The organism is Acidobacteriota bacterium, assembly GCA_016196065.1.
Classification (GTDB): Bacteria; Acidobacteriota; Terriglobia; order Terriglobales; family Acidobacteriaceae; genus Acidiflorens.
In genome coordinates this window covers 351,735-365,955 of record JACPYL010000025.1, presented here as the reverse complement: position 1 = coordinate 365,955, position 14,221 = coordinate 351,735, and the positions used below count along the sequence as shown (strand labels likewise).

Below are 14,221 nucleotides of genomic sequence, written 5' to 3'. Positions count from 1 at the left end.
AAAGTGACATTTACAGTCCGACCGACCGGCCATACGATGATCACGTGGTTTGGCAGTTCTGGGGGAGGGCTGCCAGGGGCGTCTTGAGCGTTTCGCTCAAGGCGCTTTTTTTTTGCGTTCCAAAACACTAAGTTGCCGCAGCGAACGCTGATGGGGCTGATTTTCGAGCCTGGACTCGGCGGATAATTTCGTAAGCCATCCTATCGATCGGACAGATACAAGGAGCCAAGCCGGCGGCCACAATGCGTCCGGGCATTCCCCAGATCACCGAAGTGGCTCTATCCTGCACGATGATTTCGCCACCAGCATCCTGGACAGCTTTTGCTCCGCTTGTTCCGTCGGCACCCATTCCGGTTAGGACAATCGCCAGAACGCGGGGACCGTACGTCTTGGCCAACGAACGGAATAGTACGTTGACCGAAGGACGGCATCCCTGCTCGGTCGGGTCGTGGTTCATTGCCAATACGGCCGAACCATCCTGCCGGACCACAGTCATGTGGTAATCCCCCGGAGCGATCCAAACTTCTCCGGGATCAATCCGTTGCCCCGGCTTTCCCTCCATTACCGGCAATGAGGTGAGCAGGGCCAGGCGCTCGGCCAGGAGTCGCGTGAAGTTCACAGGCATGTGCTGGACAATCACGATCGGCACGGGAAAGTCCTCCGGAAGCCTTGTCAGTAGCGCGGCCAGGGCTTCGGGACCTCCGGTTGACGCTCCAATGGCGACGATATCGATTGGGCGGCTGGTGAACTTGTGCGAAACGGGCGAACCCTTGGGCGAGGAGTCAGCAGGAAGTCGGGAGGCCGCGCACAACGACTTGATCCTTGGGATCAGTTGGCGGCGAAATTCCTCCCTTACAATTTGGCGGCTACCTCGTTGGTTTGGTTTCGCGATGAACTCAGTGATGCCTCGGTCGCGGGAATTTGGTCTGACCCTCATCGGCGGCTCTGCGAACGCGCTGAACACGATGACTGGGAGAGCCGGCCTCAATTTGTGAATTTCGGCGAGCGTGACGAGACCATTCATCCCCGGAAGCGCCAGGTCAAGCGTGACCAGTTGGGGGCGGAGACGCTCGATCAAGGGCAACGCTTCTTCTCCGCTCGAGGCGGTGCCCACGATTTCGATTTCCGGATCTGACGCCAGCACTTCGATCACGATTTCGCGAGTGAGCACCGAATCGTCGACGATGAAGGTTCGAATCGGGGGCAATGCATCTCCGTTTGGATACAACGCCAGGGCCTGAATTCGCCAACGATCGCGCTGGATAATCGTGGCTGGATACACTTCCATCGGCGGGAAAACGGAGAGGCTTGAATGCAGCGCCGGGGCTGGCGTGGTGCAGAACGTGGTTCCTAGGGGCGTTCTTGATCCAAACTTTCGTTCCGCAGTGAAGGACCAACTCCGCGGATGCGACGCAGACCAAGTGCTAGACTCAATTCAGATCAATCCCAAATGAAAATTTCAGTAGTCTCGCGCCTCGTTCCTTGTGTCGTGGCGATCGTGATGCTCTCGGGATGCGGGGCCGTGGATGTGATTTGTGGAAGCGCACGGCCAAAACCCGTCATCTCCTCAATTTCTCCGTCGACAATCCCGTTCGCGCAGGTAGCGCCATCATTCCAGCTGACCGTCAATGGCACCAAGTTTGTCGGCGCTTCCGTCGTCGTTTTCAACGGGGTGGCACTGGCGACGACTGTCAACAGCACCATCAAGCTGACCGTCACAGTTACTGCCGCGATGATCGCTGCTCCCGGAAGCTACAACGTTCTCGTCCGCACGCCGGGTGGTAATACGGGCGACTTGGGCTGCGATAGCGGGGGCAACAGCAGCACGCTGGTTCTGACCGTAACGTAGCGTCCGCGACTTGCTTCTGGAGTTACAATGCTGGTCGTCATGACGAAACGATCAGCTGCCCGCAAAACCTCGCCTAAGAAAACCAACAAAAGCGCCGCGCCCAAAGCGGGTCGGCCCTTCGCTCCCGGATACGGATTGGCAGAAGATGAAAAGGGACTGCTCCCCTGGAGTTGGGTTGCCACGCAAGTCGGGAAATGCCGTACGTTCTGGGTCGCCACAGTGCATCCCGAGAACCGTCCGCATGTCATGCCGGTATGGGGAGTCTGGGTGGAGGATGCGTTCTATTTTTCTACCGGACGAAAATCCCGCAAAGGCCGGAACCTGGCCGCAAATCCGGCATGCACGATCACGAATGATGACGGCGAAGAGGCGGTCATCATCGAAGGATCTGCCGAGGAAGTGAAGGACGCAGCAACTCTAGAACGAATGGCCGCTGCTTATGTGAAGAAGTACAAGATGGATCCCCGCAGCATGGGTGAGCCGATTTTTATGGTGCGTTCGAGAGCGGTGTTTGGGTTCGTCGAGAAAACGTTTCCGAAGACGGCGACGAAGTGGAGATTTTGACGATTGGGGAGTTGGGAGGGGTCATCCTGAGCGAAGCGAAGGACCTGTTGTTAGGGATAAGAAATCAGGTCCTTCGCTTCGCTCAGGATGATAGAACGGAGTGGGCATTGCTGCGTTCGATTTACTTCAGCGACGCCATATCAATCACGAACCGGTAGCGCACGTCGCTCCTCGTGACGCGCTCGTAGGCTTCGTTGACCTTCTGAATCGGAACTACTTCGATATCCGACGCCAGATTGTGCTGGCCGCAGAAATCGAGCATCTCCTGGGTTTCTTTGACTCCTCCGATGCAGGAGCCGGCGATGCTGCGGCGTCTGCCGACTAAAGGCATGGCGGCAACCGGGACCAACTTCTCTGGTACGCCGACCACGACCATCGTCCCATCGAGTTTGAGCAGGCCGAAATATTGATTCCAATCGATATCCGCGGAAACCGTGTTGATGATGAGGTCGAAGGAGGAGGCGAGTTTGGTGAACGTCTCCGGATTTGAGGTGGCGTAAAAGTGATCGGCTCCCAGGCGCTTGCCGTCGGCTTGCTTGCTGAGTGACTGGCTCAGGACGGTCACCTCAGCACCCAGAGCATGCGCGAGTTTCACTCCCATATGGCCGAGTCCGCCCATGCCGACGATAGCTACTTTCTTGCCAGGACCGGCCTTCCAGTGCTTCAGGGGCGAGTACAGCGTGATTCCTGCACAGAGCAGAGGGGCAGCGGCATCCAGCGGCAGATTATCGGGGATACGCAGCACGTAGTTTTCGTCGACTACGATTTTCTCGGAGTACCCGCCGTATGTGGGGACGCCCTCTTGGTCGCGACCGTTGTAGGTGAATACGGTTTTCACTTCGCAATACTGTTCGAGGTCTCTCTGGCAGGCGGAACAGGTTCTGCAGGAGTCGACGAAGCAGCCAACCCCCACTTTGTCTCCCACCTTGTACTTGGTCACTTTCGGTCCGACGGAAGCGACGACTCCGGCGATTTCGTGACCGGGAACCATCGGGAAAATGGATTCCTGAAGGAAATCGCCCCATTCATTGCGCGCCTGGTGAATGTCGGAATGGCAGATGCCGCAATACTTGATGTCGATGACGACATCGTGTTCCCGCGGATCGCGCCGTTCAAAGGAATACGGTGCCAGTGCAGCTTTGGGGCTATGGGCGGCGTAGGCTTTGGTCTTGCTCATGAGTTCTGGCATTCTCTCTTTCAGGAAAATGTGGACGTGTACTAGATAGATGTTGCGATTGCCTCTCCGGCTTCACAGGAACGCGCGGATTTACAGGTCACGCAGTTTGCGCGCGGAAAGATGCGCTCCGGTCAGCAGCAGCATTCCCGAGAGAAAGGCCCAGAACATCAGGCTGACCGAGATCGCGAATGGTCCATAGACTTCACCGAAGTTGAGCCAGGGCAGGGCCAAGATGTAGGCGTACTTGAGAGCTTCCGAGAACACTCCCATCAGCACGGCGGTGGGCAGTACGGCCCGGGCTGGGACTTTGCCGTTGGGCAGCAACCAGTAAATGAGGAAGAAGATGGCGATGCTGGCGGTGATCGCAAACACCTTCATGGTAATGAAGCCCACCAGATTCACAAACCACATGCCATGGCCTTGGAGCGCTCCTTTCATGATGGAGAGATTGCCCGCGGTAAGCGAGACCGAGAGCAGTGCCAGGCAGCCCGAGGCGAAGGTCAGCCCCAGAGAGATGAGCTGGTTGCCGACATAGGACCGGTTATTGCGAAATCCCCAGATCCGGTTCAACGCGACTTCGAGGGGCATGAAGATGCCAGTCGATGTGATCAGCAACATCACCACGGAGAACACTTGCGCACGTTGGTGCGCGTCGACCAGCGCGTTCAGGTTGCGGATGACGAAGTCCTGGCCGGCGGGAACATAATCACGCAGGAGGCGGACGACAACGTCGTACATGACCTGCGAATGAAAGACACGCCGAATAAGCGTGAGCAGGAGCAGGACGAATGGGAAGAACGACAGAATGGCGTTGGCCGCTACTGAGAACGCAAACGTGTGAACTTCCGTCCGCAGGAGATACTTCAGGGTGGAGCGGACCAAGCCGTCGGTCTGCCTTTTGACCATGCCGGGTTTCCGGTCGGCGGCAGTCTTTTCCGGAAGTTCGATGGGTGTAATGGACGTCACGGCGCTCCCAAATCGTATCAGACGCTGCGTCTTCTACCTGGAAAGCCAGTAGGGGACGGCAACCGGGCGGTCCACCTGTCCTTCCCGGGCCCACGGGACGTGGCTCAGGGCCGCCCTCGGGTCATATTGGATGTCTTGGATGTCAAGAAGTTGTCTCTTGCCAAGAACCAAGTTCCTGCTATTATCTGGGGCTTCGCCAGCCGGGAACGGTTGGCGAGAGTGCAAGCCCAGGTTGACGTTCTGTGTCAGGCAGTCCGATATCGCGCCTTCGTCTCGCGGCTCCAGCCGTTACGTCGCTCCCTGTTGAGCGCCGGAACTTCGGGAGCCGTTTGTGTTGGAGCGTTCGCCCGTACGCGGTTCGCAACCGAATTCTGACCGTCCTTTGAGGGGGTGTCCCGTTCCCCGGGACAAACACATAGAGACGGAAGAATATTCCAGCGACAAAGGCGAAAGGAGTTTTTCCGTGAGAGAGAAGGGTACTGTGAAGTGGTTCAACGGGGCGAAGGGGTATGGGTTTATCCAGCGCTCTACGGGAGAGGACGTGTTCGTGCATTTCTCCGCCATCCAGGAGAACGGGTATCGCTCGTTGAACGAAGGCGAGACGGTTGAGTTCGACTTGTTGAAAGGCCCCAAGGGATTTCAGGCGGCCAACGTAGTGCGTGCCTAGAGCCTCTCCATGCAGCCAGTTCGCAACCCTCTCAGCCCGAGCGAGAGGGTTTTTTCTTTGTGCAATGATTGGGCCATTTTTCATGAAAGCAGGCTGGCCACCATGTAAGATTCTGAAACGCTCCGGAATCTACGGCCGGAGCCGGGAGTCATCCTAATGCTGTCCTTTAGTACCCGCGGAGTTGTTGTTCTTTCCCTGACGTGTCTGTTGGCTCTGGTGCTTGTACCCGCTTCTTCTGCGGCCTCATCAAAACGCCTCCTTGCCTACTACACGTTCTGGTCCAAGACCAATACTCCCGCTTATAGTGCCGCCAATATTCCGTATCAGCACCTGACCCACATCTCGCATGCCTTTCTGCTGCTCGACAAGAAGAATCTTGGCAACATCGTCGTTTCAGAGGGCTTGATCGAACCAGCATTGATTTCAAATGCGCACGCCGCTGGAGTGAAAGTGCTGATCTCGATTGGTGGGGGCGATCCGGCGCAGGCCCAAGCCTTCCGGAAGATCTCGGCTGATCCCACGATCCGCGCGGCGTTCGTGAAGAATGTTTCCAATTTTGTGGTCGCGAACGGATACGACGGGGTGGACATCGACTGGGAGATCCCGGTCAATCCGAAAGATACGAACAACTGCATCATGCTGATGCAGGATTTGCGCAACCAATTCGCCAGCCCGCGGTATCTGCTGTCGATGGCGATTCCGGCTGACCCGCGATCGTGGGGAAGCGGCTTTGACGTGCCCGCGCTCGCACCCCTGCTCGACTTCATCAATGTAATGACGTACGACTACTACGGTCCGTGGAGCGATCGTGCCGGAATCAATTCCCCGCTATTCCAGGATCCCAACGATCCAGAACAGGCTGGCAGTATTCAAACGTCGATGGATTTGTTCGCGAATATCTACGGTGTTCCGCCGGACAAACTGAATATGGGGACGGCATTTTACGGCTACGAGTTCGACAGTGCCCAGCAACTTTGGGATCTGTGCTCGGATTGCGGCAACACGACGCTGAGCGTGAATTACGGGACGGACATTAAGCCCCGCATCAACAAGATGGGATGGATGCGCCGTCGCGACGCGGCTGCCAAGGCTCCCTATCTGCTCAACGAGGGAGTGGGAGGGGCGACTGGTTTCATCAGTTACGACGATGCGCAGTCGACGGCGGCAAAAGCGAATTACGTCCTCGGTAAGCGTGGCTTCGGAGGAGTCTTCATGTGGAGCCTGGATGCGGACTACGACGGCTCCAGCCAGGATCTTTTGGACGCATTGTACGGGGCGTTCCGGCGACATCAGAAATAATCACGTCGGCGACGAAACAGTTTCTCGATGGTGTAGAGGCCTTGATGCCAGACCCGCAATTAATCGGCCCCGTTCCAGAAGCCACGCCGGCTGATCCCAGCCTGACGCGCAATCGTATCTCTCAAGTCCCTTACGATGTGCTCAAAGAGGCGTCGAAACGGCTGGAAATCATGTCGCTTCTGGCGGCAGTGCTGTGGTTGCTCGCCACTACGGCAGATAAGGTCGCGCTCTTTGTCATGAGCCATGGTGAAGGGATCTGGCGTCGCGAGCCAACGACGGATGTCATCGCGTTGGTCAGCATCGCCGCGTCATTGGGACTGTTCTTCTACATCCGCAAAGGCGACCGCGACCCGCAGTTCATTCTGGATCTCGGCCATGTGTACATGGTGTTCACGGCTGCTGCTCTCGGCCTGTTGATGCACTGGTCGCACGTACCCAAGGATTGGCCCGCCAATCCGATGATCAGCTGGATCGGCGCAGTGGTCCTGATGTCAGCGGCGATCGTACCCAATTCGCCGATGAAAACGTTGGTGGCTTCGTTGATCGCGGTGTCGATGAACCCTATCGGAATGCTGATCGCGCGGGCCCGGGGCTCGTGGGACTTTGGCCCGGTGAGCAATGTGCTCATCATGCACTATCCCGACTATCTGTTGGTGGGTGTGGCGGTCGTGATCTCGCGGGTGATGACGAAGTTAGGCCAACAAGTGACGAAGGCGCGCGAAATGGGCAGCTACCGGCTCGTATCCCTGTTGGGTAAGGGAGGGATGGGAGAGGTCTGGCGTGCCCGACATCACATGCTGGCTCGCGATGCGGCGATCAAGTTGATCCAACCGGACATGATGAGTGGAAAGTCGGGGAGCAACTCGGTAACGATCCGGCGACGCTTCGAGCAAGAAGCTAAAACGACTGCCTCGCTGCGCTCTCCACACACGGTGGAACTGTACGACTTCGGCGTCACGAAGGACGGCGTTTTCTATTACGTAATGGAATTACTGGACGGCATCGACCTGGAAACGTTGGTCAAGAAGTTTGGCCCGCAGCCACCTGCGAGAGTCGCAAGCATTCTGCGGCAAGTTTGTCGGTCGCTGGGGGACGCTCACGGCCATGGCATGATTCATCGCGATATCAAGCCCACCAACATATTCTTGTGCCGGATGGGCAATGAATATGACTTCGCCAAGGTTCTCGATTTCGGTCTGGTCAAAGTGCTGGATGAACAGGAAACTCAAATCACACTCGACGGCGCGACCACGGGCACGCCTGCCTTCATGGCTCCTGAAATGGCAATGGGAAATTCGCCGGTAGACGGCCGCACCGATCTGTACGGGTTGGGATGCGTCGCGTATTGGCTGACCACGGGCAGCCTGGTGTTTGAAGAAAAAGGTGCCACCGCGATGCTGCTGGCGCACCTTCAGAAGACTCCGGTCGCTCCTTCCAAAAGAACACAAACAGCCGTGCCTGCCAGCCTCGATCGCGCCATCATGATGTGTCTCGCTAAGGACCCAGCACAACGGCCAGCGTCCGCAGATGCGATGGTGCGCATGCTGGAAGACTCAGATGGAATCGGGTCCTGGACATCGGAAGATGCGGAGCGATGGTGGCGTACCCACATGCCCGGGGAAGTGAGTCAAAATGCTGCGGCGGAACTGCCTACGCTCGCGAGTCCGGACGCTTTACCTACGCTCTAGAAAGCCCTTTACCGCGGAGTTGCCGCTGTAACCTTGCGGAACAAATCTGGAACCTTCAGTCTCTGGCAGTAAGAGCCGAAGTTGGGCCTCGGTCCCCTCCAGCGCAGATCGTCGATGGTCTGGAATACGGATACATCCAGGCGAAGCGTCGCGAGGGTTCGAAACAATAATGCGTCATTCCATCCTGTGACCAGCGATTCGGAGAGGGCCTTCGCCCGCTTGATGGAAGGGTGCCATTCCCGCCAATCCTTCGGAATACCTTCCAGATGGAGGTACGGAGAGAGCACGGCAGCCGCTGCCTTTTCTCCCCAGCCCGGCAATCCCGGGAAGCCGTCTGCACTGTCTCCGACAACTGCGAGATAGTCGGGAATCGATCCCGGTTTCACACCGAATTTTTCTACAACGCCGGCTTCATCGCGCACGAGGTTGCGCCTGCGGTCAAGTTGGACGACTCGCATGCCCACCACACATTGCCCGAGATCTTTATCGGGAGTACAGATGAAGACTTTCTGGACACGGTCGTCTTCGGCAGCCTTCGCGGCGGCGGAAGCGAGCGCATCATCGGCTTCGAACTCGACCATGGGCCACACCTTCACGCCCATCGCATCCAGTGCTTCTTCGAGGATGGGGAACTGCGAGAGTAGTTCAGGAGCTACGCCCTCGCTGGTCTTGTATCCCGGATAGAGATCGTTGCGGAACGACTCGACCACATGATCGGTCGCAACTCCAAGGTGAGTCCCTCCGTGTTCGATCATGGAAAGAACGGAAGTCAGGACGCCGCGCACCGCGCCGACCTCCTGTCCGTTGGCATCCGTGGAAGACGGCACGGCGAAGAAGTGCCGGAACAGTTCGTAGGTGCCGTCAATGAGGTGAACGTCCATTTGTGCGGTGCGATCACATCGTCTTGATATCTAAACTTCGCCACAGATACCAGCACGCGATTGAGCGGTAGGGTATCCATGGTTTCGCGATCTTCTGCATCACGTCGGGCTTGGGCCACTTACGTTTCTTGTAGTGCTTCTTGATCGCGGCCTGGATGCCGTAGTCGCCGGTGGGCAGAATGTCGGGCCGACGCAGTGTGAACATCAGGAACATGTGCGCGGTCCATACGCCGATGCCTTTGACCTGGGTGAGATGAGCGATCACTTCGTCTTCAGGAAGTTCTGGGAGGCGCTCGAATTCCATCAGGCCGTCTCTGGTTTTTGATGAGAGGTCGCGGAGATAGGAAGTCTTTTGCTTGGAAAGACCGACGGCGCGCATCTCTTTGTCGGAGAGGTGAAGGATTCCCTTGGGAGTGAGTGGATCGCCAGCCGCGGCAGTAAAGCGGTTGAAGATCGTCATGGCGGCTTTGCCATTGAGCTGCTGGTAAAGGATCGATTCCGCCAGACTATGAAAGGTCGGCTCGCCAAACTGCATCTTGCAGGGGCCGACCTGCTCGATAATCGCCGCCAGCACCGGGTCCGACTTCTTCAGATGATTGACTGCCTTCCGCATCGTGTCCTCGCCGCGAAAGGCAGCATATCATAAGGGCGAACAAGCGGCGAATCTCTCGCCGCAGATCCGTGCTTGCAGCGGCGTCAGCGAGATTCCCGCCGGCTAAACTGCGTTGGCTTGCTTTTCCGCCATGTCCCCAATCACGGGCAGTTTCCACATCTGTCCCTGGTAGGCCTTCAGGAGGAGCACGATCCAGAGGACCAGTTCGCCCAGGCTGACCAGCGGCCAAAGTGCCAGAAGCACAATCCAACCGAGGAAGGGGATGTGTCCGACCACGGCCAGCGCAATGCCGAGCGCAAATTCGGCGACACAAAGGAAAATGCACTGAAACGCGTGAAAGCGGATGAATTTTCGCTTGTTATAGGGTTCAAGCACGAGAAAGACAATCGCCGGGATAAGCAGGTACGACAACAATCCAGCGATGTTGTCGGTGAGCCCGGCAGCAGGAGCGGTGCTCACGGGGTTCGGACTGCCACCAGCGCAAGTTGGACAAGCGGTCGCGCCTGCAGGCATTTGCGATCCACAATTTGTACAGAAGGCCACGGTATCTCCTCGACGAATTCAGTGTGTGCCGAAGCGGTGCAGGGAAGAAGGAGTCTGCGTGAAAGCTCCCGGGTCAGCGAACTGCACGTTATCAGAAACGCCGCCTCCGGCGCAATCATCGTGCTTGCGACACCTTCACGCCAGAAAGCGTAGAGCCTGCTCAATCAATTCTGCGGTACCTCTATGGGGATCGCCGACATCGTCATACTCCATGGATAAATATCCGCGGTAGCCGCTCTTCTTCAGAAGTCCAAAAGCGTAAGCCATGTCGACCGCGACGACGGCGCCCTTTTCAGTTGATTCCGATCCCTTCACGTGACTGATGCCGTAAGCATGAGCGAACATGGCTTCCAGCCCGGCGTATGCGTTTTCAGGAGGCAAGTGCATCAGCGAATTGCCGAAGTCGGGGAGGCCGCGTAGCCATGGGCTATTCACTTTATCGATTACCTTGACCAGGAAGAAGGGGTCTTCGGTGACGCCGTCATCATTTTCAAGATGAACGACTACATTACGGGTTGCTCCATACTCAGCAATTCGCTTCAGAGTGTCGGCGCAACGATCCACATCTGGCAGTTGATTTTCGACGCCCTCAACATGGGTGCGGATGCTGGGAGATCCCAACACGACGGCAGCGTCGATCCATTGCTTGTTTGTAGTTACCGCCCGTTCGCGTTCGGTAGCATCAACGGCGTAGAAGCTGTGTTTGCCGTCGACCGCGATATTCACTACCGAGGCTCCGGCCTGGTCGATCGCAGAACGGATATCGGCAAGATACTTCGGATCAAGCGATCGGAAATGAGCGCTCCAGGGCTCGATCTTGTTGACGTGAAATCGGTCGATGGCACGGGCCGCAAAATCCTTGATCTCCATTTTCGGAGTGCTCTTCGCGGCGGGCGTTACGTACTCGCCCGGCAGGATGAAGTCGCGAAATGGATAGGACGCGACCGAGATGCGATCCCGCGCGTTGGCGGGGAACTGGACGTTCGGAGTTGAAGGGGATGCGCTGGCCAGCGCAGGCATCAGTATCGTTCCTGCAGCGAGGGCGGCGGAGTCGGCGAGGAACTCACGGCGAGTCTTCATCGCACACGATATTACCTGATGAATCCGCTTACGAGGGAAAGTGGAAGTGGACGTCCTGCTTCGAGGCGACGGGTACGCCATCCAGCGTAGCGGGCTGATAGCGCCGCTGGCGAAGTGCGGCAACAATCTTTTCGTCGATCCCGTGACCAATTGCCTGCACCAACTTGGTCTCGACGACATTTCCCAGCGAATCAATCGTGACTTCCACGATCACATCGCCCTTCAAGTCGCGCGGCAGTTCAGAACGCACCACTTGAGGATCAGGAAAAACAACCGGTAACGCGACGTGCACTTCATGGCCTTCAATCGGTCCATCGATCACGGTGCCAAGTGCCGAGCCTGCGCGGTTGTTCTCATCGGACGCCAGTGCATCGGGTGGAACCTGGAGATGATCCGGCGGCGGTTTCAGGGAAGACGGCTTAGGCCGGCGATGAGGCGCTGGCTTGGAATGGGCAAGGCTGATCTTGTTTTCTTCGGGCGTGTCCTGCCCGTCTGGTGATGAGTAGATGATGCGATAGGATTGCGACCCAATCCCATTCTGTAGTGATAAGGGAATCAGCGCGACGGGCGCTCGATGAAAGAGCAGGATCGCAGCCAGAATGGCGAGATGAGCGATCACCGATCCTGCGACCGTACCATGCTTCCGGAAAGGCCCCGCCACGGGTTGGATTTCGCCGAACATGCTCTCCATACCTTATCGTGATCTGACGTTTGAGAACAGAAAAGGTTGCTGTTTTAGCGCGTTGTGCGCATTACTTCGGGCTGCAATTTGCCCGGAAATCGATGTCACCGCTATGATTCCAAAAGGGACGGTTGCGTCGTCCCGCACTCATTCCTGAAAGGTAGCGATGATCACGATTGTTTCCGGGCTTCCTCGTTCCGGCACTTCCCTGATGATGCAGATGCTGGTGGCAGGAGGCATGCAAGCCCTCTCCGACGGCGAACGTAAGGCGGACACCGACAATCCGCGCGGTTATCTGGAATGGGAGCGCATCAAGCAACTTCCGAAAGAACCGGCCTTGATTGCCGAAGCAGAGGGCAAAGTCGTCAAAGTAATTTCGCAACTCCTGCTCTCGCTGCCGGACGGCCATGATTACCGCGTTGTTTTTATGCAGCGTCCATTGCCGGAAGTTTTGAAATCACAAGACGAAATGCTGAAACGCCGTGGAACGTACGAAGGCGGCGGAGACACCTCTGCCATTGAAGACGCCTTCCAGCGGCACCTCGTCGAAGTGAACAAATTCTTAGCCGGAAAGCCGAACGTCAAGGTGCTACGCGCGCACTATCACCGCACGTTGCGGGAGTCGAAAGTGGTCGCCGAGGAGATCAAAGCGTTTCTGCAAGTTCCCCTCGACGTGGAAGCGATGACCCGCGAAGTCGATCCGAGCCTGCATCGCAATCGCATGAAGTAAGAGCGGCGCGGTATCCCCCGTCTGCTTTTGTGTCGATTGCGCTACTTCGCTTGCTCTACTTAGGGTTCGGGCTCGCTTCCAGCGCCTTGATGTAGCTCACAATCTGCCAGCGCTGCGGCTCCGGTAACTTCGACCAAACGGGCATGCCGCGGCGTACTACGCCATTGGTCAATACCCAGAACAGCGTCCCCGGCGTCGCCTGCTGCACCTCCGCCGCGCGCAGGCTCGGTCCCTTTTTCCCGCCTTCTGCCGTGTCCCCGTGGCATTCGGCGCAATGCGCTTCAAAAAGCTTCTTGCCCGCGGCCACAGCGTCAGGATCGGAGGAGAGCGGATTCGCCCGGCTCCGCGCTTTCTCGGGAGCCTTCGCGAGTTCGGCATAGATTTGCCTGCGGCGACCGTCTTTGCCCGGGCCCTGCACAGGGTCCTGCGCGACTGTGTAGGATGTGCCGAATACGCAAACACCTGCCAGGAGGACCTTCAACGTGTGCGAGTTCGTCATCATCGCCCACCTCCGAACAGACGGCTAACCATCTGCCCAAAGCCCGCGAACTCATGCGAGACTCCCCAGCGCAGGAGAAAGCGGTGGCTGTTGTCGTTGAGTCCGAACCCCGGCGAGAAGCGCACGGTCCAGTCTGACGGCAGATTCCAGGCGACTACCGGCGCCAGATAGTGAGAAGTCTCATGCAATCCCGGACTCTCCGCATCGCCCAGGCCGCCATACATCTCAACTCCCGCCACAAAATTTTCGCGGCAGAATGTGCAGCGCTTCGAGGAGGCCTTGAGAGCCAGAGGACGGCTTACGCCCCAGGCATAACCGAACTCCCACGGTTCGCTCGGAGATAGGTTCTTGGTGAAGATCGGATTCACCGCAACATTCCATCCCTTGAATGTGCTGGAAAGGAGCAGTTTGAACTCCAGTTCATGTTTGTGTTCCCGGCGCGCCTCGCCATTGGGGTCCAGCTTCTCGGATTCGATGTCGTGTCCTTCGACTTCTTTCATGATCTTGTCGGCGCCATTAATCTGCTCGTACTCGACGTACAGTACCGGATTGATGATGTGCTCGTGTTTCAGCGGACGGATACGATTCTCCAGCCGGAAACCGGTAAAAATCGTGCTGTCGTTGAACGTGGACTGGCCATCGAGATAAAGCTCGGTTGTCCACCACGCGGTGGCACCGTACTCAAATTCAAGCCAGAAAGCGTGGAAATCGTTTCCTCCGCGTTGGGTTCCGAAGTTTGAATAATATTCGACTTCAAGATTGCCGGGTTCTTCGAGGTAGTGGTCGTAGGTCACAATGTAGGGGCTTTCCTGTGCCCGCCCGACGCCGGCAGAGAGCGCGCCGACTAGTGCCAGAGCGCCGATCTTGCCCGCCGCGGCCAGTTTTCTAACCAGGGTAGAGTAGTGCATGGGTCTCCTAAATGAAAATGAAAATGAATTTCAATTTCAATTAGGATTTTACGATACCGCGCTGGAGTCCTGCCA

16 protein-coding genes are annotated in these 14,221 nt (G+C 57.2%); 6 read left to right on the top strand and 10 right to left on the bottom strand.

Translation table 11 applies throughout. The features are described from left to right. Positions 1-127 precede the first annotated feature (127 nt). Positions 128-1,207, bottom strand: coding sequence for a chemotaxis-specific protein-glutamate methyltransferase CheB (gene cheB / locus HY010_19415; GenBank protein ID MBI3477908.1), 1,080 nt, complete (start codon positions 1,205-1,207; stop codon positions 128-130). A gap of 243 nt (positions 1,208-1,450) precedes the next feature. On the opposite strand from cheB, the gene HY010_19410 reads away from it, so the two are divergent. Continuing rightward, on the top strand, positions 1,451-1,849 hold the full coding sequence (locus HY010_19410; protein ID MBI3477907.1) for an IPT/TIG domain-containing protein: 399 nt from the start codon (positions 1,451-1,453) through the stop codon (positions 1,847-1,849). A gap of 39 nt (positions 1,850-1,888) precedes the next feature. Then, positions 1,889-2,413 (top strand): pyridoxamine 5'-phosphate oxidase family protein, encoded by a 525-nt coding sequence (locus HY010_19405; protein MBI3477906.1) that lies wholly within the window; start codon positions 1,889-1,891, stop codon positions 2,411-2,413. A gap of 121 nt (positions 2,414-2,534) precedes the next feature. Here the strand turns inward: HY010_19405 and HY010_19400 are convergent, their stop codons facing one another. Beyond that, positions 2,535-3,590: an NAD(P)-dependent alcohol dehydrogenase gene (locus HY010_19400; GenBank protein ID MBI3477905.1), complete on the bottom strand. Its 1,056-nt coding sequence runs from the start codon at positions 3,588-3,590 to the stop codon at positions 2,535-2,537. A gap of 90 nt (positions 3,591-3,680) precedes the next feature. Beyond that, positions 3,681-4,496 carry a YihY/virulence factor BrkB family protein gene (locus HY010_19395; GenBank protein MBI3477904.1) on the bottom strand — a complete coding sequence of 272 codons (816 nt, stop codon included), beginning with the start codon at positions 4,494-4,496 and terminating at the stop codon, positions 3,681-3,683. A 523-nt stretch (positions 4,497-5,019) separates the two neighbouring features. Here HY010_19395 and HY010_19390 point away from each other — a divergent pair. The 3 genes from HY010_19390 (at position 5,020) to HY010_19380 (ending at position 8,210) form a co-directional block, all read left to right on the top strand. Then, positions 5,020-5,223, top strand: coding sequence for a cold-shock protein (locus tag HY010_19390; protein MBI3477903.1), 204 nt, complete (start codon positions 5,020-5,022; stop codon positions 5,221-5,223). Between the two features lie 156 nt (positions 5,224-5,379). Then, a complete protein-coding gene (locus tag HY010_19385; protein MBI3477902.1) occupies positions 5,380-6,522 on the top strand; it encodes a glycoside hydrolase family 18 protein in 1,143 nt (380 codons plus the stop codon). A gap of 44 nt (positions 6,523-6,566) precedes the next feature. Further along, the gene (locus HY010_19380) at positions 6,567-8,210 is read left to right on the top strand and encodes a serine/threonine protein kinase (protein MBI3477901.1); all 1,644 of its coding nucleotides are present in this window, start codon (positions 6,567-6,569) and stop codon (positions 8,208-8,210) included. Between the two features lie 8 nt (positions 8,211-8,218). Here the strand turns inward: HY010_19380 and HY010_19375 are convergent, their stop codons facing one another. From HY010_19375 to HY010_19355, 5 genes are all read right to left on the bottom strand, one after another. Next, complete coding sequence (locus HY010_19375; protein ID MBI3477900.1) at positions 8,219-9,091, bottom strand: flap endonuclease; 873 nt, start codon at positions 9,089-9,091, stop codon at positions 8,219-8,221. A gap of 13 nt (positions 9,092-9,104) precedes the next feature. Further along, the gene (locus HY010_19370; GenBank protein MBI3477899.1) at positions 9,105-9,704 is read right to left on the bottom strand and encodes a DNA-3-methyladenine glycosylase 2 family protein; all 600 of its coding nucleotides are present in this window, start codon (positions 9,702-9,704) and stop codon (positions 9,105-9,107) included. Positions 9,705-9,806: 102 nt separating this feature from the next. Beyond that, entirely contained in the window at positions 9,807-10,217 is a 411-nt protein-coding gene (locus HY010_19365) for a DUF4870 domain-containing protein (GenBank protein ID MBI3477898.1), read from the bottom strand. Between the two features lie 165 nt (positions 10,218-10,382). Then, the gene (locus HY010_19360) at positions 10,383-11,327 is read right to left on the bottom strand and encodes a TIM barrel protein (protein MBI3477897.1); all 945 of its coding nucleotides are present in this window, start codon (positions 11,325-11,327) and stop codon (positions 10,383-10,385) included. A 28-nt stretch (positions 11,328-11,355) separates the two neighbouring features. After that, the gene (locus tag HY010_19355) at positions 11,356-12,018 is read right to left on the bottom strand and encodes an energy transducer TonB (GenBank protein MBI3477896.1); all 663 of its coding nucleotides are present in this window, start codon (positions 12,016-12,018) and stop codon (positions 11,356-11,358) included. Between the two features lie 157 nt (positions 12,019-12,175). Between HY010_19355 and HY010_19350 the strand changes: the two genes are divergently transcribed. After that, positions 12,176-12,739, top strand: a complete 564-nt coding sequence (locus HY010_19350) for a sulfotransferase family protein (GenBank protein ID MBI3477895.1) — start codon at positions 12,176-12,178, stop codon at positions 12,737-12,739. A gap of 55 nt (positions 12,740-12,794) precedes the next feature. Here HY010_19350 and HY010_19345 read toward each other — a convergent pair whose 3' ends face one another. Both HY010_19345 and HY010_19340 read right to left on the bottom strand, forming a co-directional pair. Then, positions 12,795-13,241, bottom strand: a complete 447-nt coding sequence (locus HY010_19345; protein ID MBI3477894.1) for a c-type cytochrome — start codon at positions 13,239-13,241, stop codon at positions 12,795-12,797. Continuing rightward, on the bottom strand, positions 13,238-14,146 hold the full coding sequence (locus HY010_19340) for a hypothetical protein (GenBank protein ID MBI3477893.1): 909 nt from the start codon (positions 14,144-14,146) through the stop codon (positions 13,238-13,240). The genes HY010_19345 and HY010_19340 overlap by 4 nt, the downstream gene beginning before the upstream one ends. Positions 14,147-14,221: the final 75 nt, after the last annotated feature.

Coding starts and splice junctions, on each gene's coding strand:
- HY010_19395 (MBI3477904.1), bottom strand. CDS start 4,496: ATGGTCAAAAGGCAGACCGACGGCTTGGTCCGCTCCACCCTGAAGTAT.
- HY010_19360 (MBI3477897.1), bottom strand. CDS start 11,327: ATGAAGACTCGCCGTGAGTTCCTCGCCGACTCCGCCGCCCTCGCTGCA.
- HY010_19410 (MBI3477907.1), top strand. CDS start 1,451: ATGAAAATTTCAGTAGTCTCGCGCCTCGTTCCTTGTGTCGTGGCGATC.
- HY010_19380 (MBI3477901.1), top strand. CDS start 6,567: ATGCCAGACCCGCAATTAATCGGCCCCGTTCCAGAAGCCACGCCGGCT.
- HY010_19340 (MBI3477893.1), bottom strand. CDS start 14,146: ATGCACTACTCTACCCTGGTTAGAAAACTGGCCGCGGCGGGCAAGATC.
- HY010_19400 (MBI3477905.1), bottom strand. CDS start 3,590: ATGAGCAAGACCAAAGCCTACGCCGCCCATAGCCCCAAAGCTGCACTG.
- HY010_19355 (MBI3477896.1), bottom strand. CDS start 12,018: ATGGAGAGCATGTTCGGCGAAATCCAACCCGTGGCGGGGCCTTTCCGG.
- HY010_19345 (MBI3477894.1), bottom strand. CDS start 13,241: ATGATGACGAACTCGCACACGTTGAAGGTCCTCCTGGCAGGTGTTTGC.
- HY010_19370 (MBI3477899.1), bottom strand. CDS start 9,704: ATGCGGAAGGCAGTCAATCATCTGAAGAAGTCGGACCCGGTGCTGGCG.
- HY010_19375 (MBI3477900.1), bottom strand. CDS start 9,091: ATGGACGTTCACCTCATTGACGGCACCTACGAACTGTTCCGGCACTTC.
- HY010_19350 (MBI3477895.1), top strand. CDS start 12,176: ATGATCACGATTGTTTCCGGGCTTCCTCGTTCCGGCACTTCCCTGATG.
- HY010_19405 (MBI3477906.1), top strand. CDS start 1,889: ATGACGAAACGATCAGCTGCCCGCAAAACCTCGCCTAAGAAAACCAAC.
- HY010_19365 (MBI3477898.1), bottom strand. CDS start 10,217: ATGCCTGCAGGCGCGACCGCTTGTCCAACTTGCGCTGGTGGCAGTCCG.
- HY010_19385 (MBI3477902.1), top strand. CDS start 5,380: ATGCTGTCCTTTAGTACCCGCGGAGTTGTTGTTCTTTCCCTGACGTGT.